The organism is Dietzia sp. SYD-A1, from assembly GCF_015356725.1.
Taxonomy (GTDB): Bacteria; Actinomycetota; Actinomycetes; order Mycobacteriales; family Mycobacteriaceae; genus Dietzia.
On the sequence record NZ_JADDKI010000334.1, the window covers coordinates 1 to 5,838 of the forward strand.

5 protein-coding genes are annotated in these 5,838 nt (G+C 69.4%); 1 reads left to right on the top strand and 4 read right to left on the bottom strand.

Features of this window, described 5'->3' with window-relative positions; translation table 11 throughout:
• Positions 1-90: 90 nt before the first annotated feature.
• The 4 genes from leuA to IY392_RS13125 form a co-directional block, all read right to left on the bottom strand.
• Entirely contained in the window at positions 91-1,953 is a 1,863-nt protein-coding gene (gene leuA, locus IY392_RS13110) for a 2-isopropylmalate synthase (RefSeq protein ID WP_107755546.1), read from the bottom strand.
• Between the two features lie 174 nt (positions 1,954-2,127).
• Positions 2,128-2,565, bottom strand: coding sequence for a GNAT family N-acetyltransferase (locus tag IY392_RS13115; RefSeq protein WP_107755547.1), 438 nt, complete (start codon positions 2,563-2,565; stop codon positions 2,128-2,130).
• 73 nt (positions 2,566-2,638) lie between these two features.
• On the bottom strand, positions 2,639-3,406 hold the full coding sequence (locus IY392_RS13120) for a trypsin-like serine protease (RefSeq protein ID WP_107755548.1): 768 nt from the start codon (positions 3,404-3,406) through the stop codon (positions 2,639-2,641).
• Positions 3,407-3,573: 167 nt separating this feature from the next.
• Positions 3,574-4,500 (bottom strand): DMT family transporter, encoded by a 927-nt coding sequence (locus IY392_RS13125; RefSeq protein ID WP_182612550.1) that lies wholly within the window; start codon positions 4,498-4,500, stop codon positions 3,574-3,576.
• Positions 4,501-4,571: 71 nt separating this feature from the next.
• On the opposite strand from IY392_RS13125, the gene IY392_RS13130 reads away from it, so the two are divergent.
• Complete coding sequence (locus IY392_RS13130; RefSeq protein WP_107755550.1) at positions 4,572-5,834, top strand: aspartate kinase; 1,263 nt, start codon at positions 4,572-4,574, stop codon at positions 5,832-5,834.
• Positions 5,835-5,838: the final 4 nt, after the last annotated feature.

Here is a 5,838-nt window from a genome sequence, read left to right on the forward strand (position 1 = left end):
GACGAGAAGAGCGTTCCGCACAGGTGCCTCGCGGGCGATGTATGCGGAACGCTCTTCGGGTCGGGGCCCGGCGTGCGGGCGCCGGGGCGGTCAGGGAGCCCAGGTGCGGGCGCCCTCGATGCTGCCCACGGTGTCCTCGGGGTCGACGGCCTCGTCGGCGTACGCCCGGTTGACCGCCGAGACCACCGCGCGCAGCGACGCCGTGGTGATCGACCCGGCCCGGCCGACACCCCAGAACACCCGATTGCCGAACTGCACCTCGACGTAGGCGGCCGCGGTGGCGTCGTCCCCGGCGGTCATCGCGTGCTCGGAGTAATCGAGGATGCGCACCTCGTCGTCGAACATCTCGTTGAGCGCGGCGACGAACGCCGCCAGTGGGCCGTTGCCGGACCCGGTCAGCTCCCTGACCTCGCCCCGCCACTTGACCACGGCGTCGATGGAGTCCTCGCCGTCGTCGGTCTCGGCCGGCTCCAGATGTTGGGACATCCGCTCCATGGGCGAGATGCGGTCCAGGTACTCCAGCGTGAAGATGTCCCACATCTGCTTGGGCGTGACCTCGCCGCCCTCGGAATCGGTGACGCTCTGCACCAGCGCGGAGAACTCCATCTGGAGGCGTCGTGGCAGCTGCAGGCCGTAGTCGCTCTTCATGATGTAGGCCACGCCGCCCTTGCCGGACTGCGAGTTCACGCGGATCACGGCCTCGTACGTGCGGCCCTCGTCCTTGGGGTCCACGGGCAGGTACGGGACCTCCCACGTGATGTCGGTGATGTCCTCGCCGCGGGCCTCGGCCTCGGCCTGCAGGGCGTCGAAGCCCTTGTTGATCGCGTCCTGGTGCGAGCCCGAGAAGGCGGTGAACACCAGGTCGCCGCCGTAGGGGTGACGCTCGGGCACGCGCAGCTGGTTGGCGTACTCGACGGTCCGGCGGATCTCGTCCATGTCGGAGAAGTTGATCTGCGGGTCGACGCCGCGGGTGAGCAGGTTCATGCCCAGCGTCACCAGGCAGACGTTGCCGGTGCGCTCGCCGTTGCCGAACAGGCAACCCTCGATGCGGTCGGCGCCGGCCTGGAAGCCCAGCTCGGCGGCCGCGACGCCGGTGCCGCGGTCGTTGTGCGGGTGCAGCGAGAGGATGGTGGCGTCGCGGTGCGCGAGGTTGCGGTGCATCCACTCGATCTGGTCTGCGTACACGTTGGGCGTGGCCATCTCGACGGTCGCCGGCAGGTTGAGGATGATCGGGTTCTCCGGCGTGGCCCCCACGACCTCGGTGACGGCGTCGCAGATCTCCTTGGAGAACGCGAGCTCGGTCCCGGTGAACGACTCGGGGGAGTACTCCCAGCGCCAGGTGGTGTCCGGGTAGTCCTTCGCGATGGTGGTGACCAGCTCCGCGGCGTCGGTGGCGATCTTCTTGATCGCCTCGCGGTCCTTACGGAACACCACCTTGCGCTGGAGGATCGAGGTCGAGTTGTAGAAGTGCACGATCACGTTGGACGCGCCCTCGCACGCCTCGAACGTGCGGCGGATCAGGTCCTCGCGGCACTGCACCAGCACCTGGATGGTGACGTCCTCCGGGATCGCGTCGTCCTCGATGATCTCGCGGACGAAGTCGTAGTCCGTCTGCGAGGCCGACGGGAACCCGACCTCGATCTCCTTGTAGCCCATGCGGACGAGCAGCTCGAACATCCGACGCTTGCGGGCCGGGCTCATGGGGTCGATCAGAGCCTGGTTGCCGTCCCGCAGGTCCACGGCGCACCACTGGGGCGCGTGGGTGATGACCTTGTCCGGCCACGTGCGGTCGGGGAGCGAGACGTCCTCGACCTCCTCGGCGAAGGGCCGGTACCGGTGGACCGGCATCGAGGAGCCCTTCTGTCGGTTCCACGACGGTTGGTCGGGGCGTCCGGGCTTCGAGGGGGGAGTGATGGTCGACGACGACGAGACGAATGCGTCAGCGGGATTCATTGCGGGGCTCTACTTCCGTGGAATCGATCTGTGGGGATCGGACCGGCGCGACGAGATCCCGCGACGGGGAGCCGGTCCGCCTCAGCGGGCCCCGCCGCGGCACCCAAGAAGGAGCACGCGCTGCATGGGGGTCACCATACACCGATCCGGTGAGGGGCACGGAATCGGAGTTCATCACGGTATCGGGATGACGAAGGTCGTGGTTCCCGTCGTCGCCTCGGGCGGGGTAAGGGGGGAGTCCGCGCTCAGGTCCCGGTCGTTCTGCATCGAACCCCAGAGCCTGCGGCAACCGGCCTCCTCGGCGATGTCGCGGGCCTTGTCGACCAGGCGGTGGGCGATCCCGCGGCCCCGCAGTGACTCGCTCACGCGGATGCCGTAGACGAACAGGTCGGGGCTGGCGCCCATGTAGCCGGTCTCCACCGCCACCAGCGTCCCCACGGGGACGTCGTCGTGGAACGCCAGCAGCAGGAGGTTGGACCCGTTGTCGAGGAAGTCCCGGGTCCACTCCGCGGTGGGTGGGTAGCGGAACAGGTCGTCGACGGACAGGACCAGGTCGAGATCGCCGCGTGAGGCGCGGCGGATCACGAGCTCCGGCTGCTCCGGCGAGGTCATTAGCTCAGTGTGACAAAAACGCGGGAGGTCCGGCGCGGGAGCGTGGGGGCCGGGTGTGACCGGACCGTCGTGGTCATCGGTTGGCGATCATCCAGTTGATCCACCCGTTCTGGAACGGGATCGACTCGTACCAGGCCGGATTGGTCCCGTTGGGCTGGCGGCGTGCGTGGTCGGAGCCGGAGTGGATGCCCACCAGGAGGTCACCGTGGAACACGGGCCCCCCGGAGTCCCCCAACCCGTAGCCGCCCTGGGTGGTGTGGGACCGTCCGATCCAGGATCCCGCTCGCGGCTCCATCCGCTCGAGGCGGGTGAGGCCGGTCCGGAGCTCAGCCGACCGCTGGCCGCGGGGAGTGGTCTCGCCGAAGCCGTGGAACCGCAGCACGTCGCCGGGTACGGGATCCCTTCCGGCGCGCTTGACCGACGGCGACGGCGCCGGATGTGCGAGCTTGAGCAGCATGACGTCACCGGCGGGGGCGTGGTAGGCGGCGACGGGGGTGTGTCGCCCGAGGCTGCCGGAGTCGAGGGAGCCGAACGCCCCGACGATCGGCGGGCTGGCGAGCGAGGCGGTCTCGGCGAACCCGCCCGGCACGGTCGCCTGGTTGCCGAACCCCAGGGTGTACGCGGTCGGGTCGGCGGGGCCGCAGTGCCTCGCCGTGGCCACCCAGTACGGGGCCACGACCACTCCGGAGCAGGGGGTTCCGGGGATGCCGCTGAACGTCGTGATCTGCACGGCCCACGGGGCGGGTCCGGAGGGTGCGCCGTTGACCACCGCCCCGGCGGTGGGGGCGGTGACGACGAGGGGGGTGAGGATCGCGGCGGCGGAGGCGAGCGCCGTCGCCACGAGTCGGGGTGTTCTGGGAGAGGGGCGCCGGGACGTCGCGGCCTGCCCGGGGCTGCCGCCGGCCCTCTCGGCACAGTTGTTACTCAAGGTGCCACTGGGGCGGGTGGGACGCATGAGGCTCAGCCTAAGCGATGAGATCGACGTGCGCTGGCGCTCGGGGTGGGTCCTCATGGCTCTGGAATCGCGGGCGGCTGCGGCCGTGTTACCGCTGGACTGGCCGCGCCCGCGCCGCCCGGGTCGGCCTGTGGCTCGAGATCGACCTCCTTGTTGGCCAGCCGCACGGTGGCCACCACCATCAACACCAGGGTCGCGGCGAGGATGGCGAGTTCGGCGCCGTCGACGGTGAACCACTCGCCCAGCACCACCACCCCCAGCCCCAGCGCGACGACGGGCGTGGTGACGGTCGAGGCGGGTACCGCCTGGTGCACCGCCCCCGCCGAGAACGACATCTGCTGGAGCGTCAGCGCGATCACCGCCGCCACCACCAGCCCGTACACCTCGCCCGCGGTGAAGACCTCGACCAGCCCGCCCGAGTACCACCGGTCGGCGACGCCCTTGGTGAGCAGCGCCACATAAGCGAACGCCAGACCGCCGGCCACTCCCAGCAGGAGCGCCCGGTTGCCGTTGCGTCGGCGATTGCGCGACAGTCGCAGCAACACGGCGATGGCCACCAGTCCCCCCGCGCACGCCAGTGCCCACACGTACCAGGGCGGGTGGTCGTCGCCGCCCATGGGACGCCCGTAGATCACCAGGACGACCACGCATCCCGCCAGGACATGTCCCCAGAACAGTTCGGTCTTGGTGACTCGGCGGCCGGTGACCCAGGCCCCGAGAGGCAGCGCGAAGGTCAATGAGAGGACTGTGATCGTCTGCACGAGGATGAGCGAACCGAACGCCAGCGCCGCGCCCTGGAAGGCGAACCCGGCCAAGCTGATCGCCATCCCGGACCACCAGTACCTGCTGGCCAGGACGCCGAACCGCCCCTCGAGCCGACCGCCGGCGCGACCCTTGGTGCGGTGCCGCATCACGGTGCCGAAGGCCTGACTGAGGGCGGCGGCGAGGGCCAGGAGGACGGCCAACCAGGTTTCTGTCATCGATGATGAGTAAACACCTCCCGTAAAGTAGGGCTGCGTTAAGCCGATCAGCACCGGAAGGGTGTGACCGCGTGGCACTCGTAGTGCAGAAGTACGGCGGCTCCTCCGTGGAGTCCGCAGAACGTATCCGTCGGGTGGCCGAACGGATCGTCGAGACCAAGAAGGCGGGCAACGACGTCGTCGTCGTCGCCTCCGCGATGGGGGACACGACCGACGAGCTGTTGGACCTGGCCGACCAGGTCTGCCCCGCACCACCGCAGCGCGAGATGGACATGCTGCTGACCTCGGGCGAGAGGATCTCGAACGCGCTGCTGGCCATGGCCATCAGCTCGTTCGGGATGGAGGCGTACTCGTTCACCGGCTCCCAGGCCGGGATCATCACCACCACCAAGCACGGCGACAGCCGGATCATCGACATCACCCCGGGGCGGGTCCGTGACGCCCTCGACCAGGGCAAGATCGCTCTGGTCGCCGGCTTCCAGGGCGTGTCCCGCGAGACCAGAGACGTCACGACCCTCGGCCGGGGCGGATCCGACACCACCGCGGTCGCCATGGCCTCGGCTCTCGGCGCCGACGTCTGCGAGATCTACTCGGACGTCGACGGCATCTACACCGCCGACCCCCGGATCGTCTCCGACGCCCGCAAGCTCGACTCCATCTCGTACGAGGAGATGCTCGAGATGGCGGCCGTCGGCTCGAAGATCCTCAACCTGCGGAGCGTCGAGTTCGCCCGCCGGTACCACGTGCCCCTGCGCGTGCGCTCGTCGTATTCGACCAACCCGGGCACGCTCGTGGCCGGAAAAGTGGAGGACATCCCCGTGGAAGACGCAGTCCTGACCGGAGTCGCTCACGACGCCTCGGAGGCCAAGATCACGGTCGTCGGGATCCCCGACCAGCCGGGGTACGCCGCCAAGATCTTCCGCGTGGTGGCCGACGCCGAGATCAACATCGACATGGTCCTGCAGAACGTCTCCAAGGCCGAGGGCAAGACCGACATCACCTTCACCTGCCCGCGAGAGGTGGGTGCCCGGGCCACCGAGGTCCTGTCACAGGCCAAGGACGACCTCGGGATCGACCAGGTGCTCTACGACGACAACGTCGGCAAGGTCTCCCTGGTCGGCGCCGGCATGAAGTCGCATCCGGGCGTCACCGCGACGTTCTGCGAGTCGCTGTCCGAGGCCGGGGTCAACATCGAGCTCATCTCCACCTCGGAGATCCGCATCTCGGCGCTGGTCCGCGAGGACGAGCTCCCCGAGAGCGTCCGCGCCCTGCACGCCGCGTTCGAGCTGGGCGGCGAGGAGGAGGCCCAGGTCTACGCCGGCACCGGCCGCTGACCCG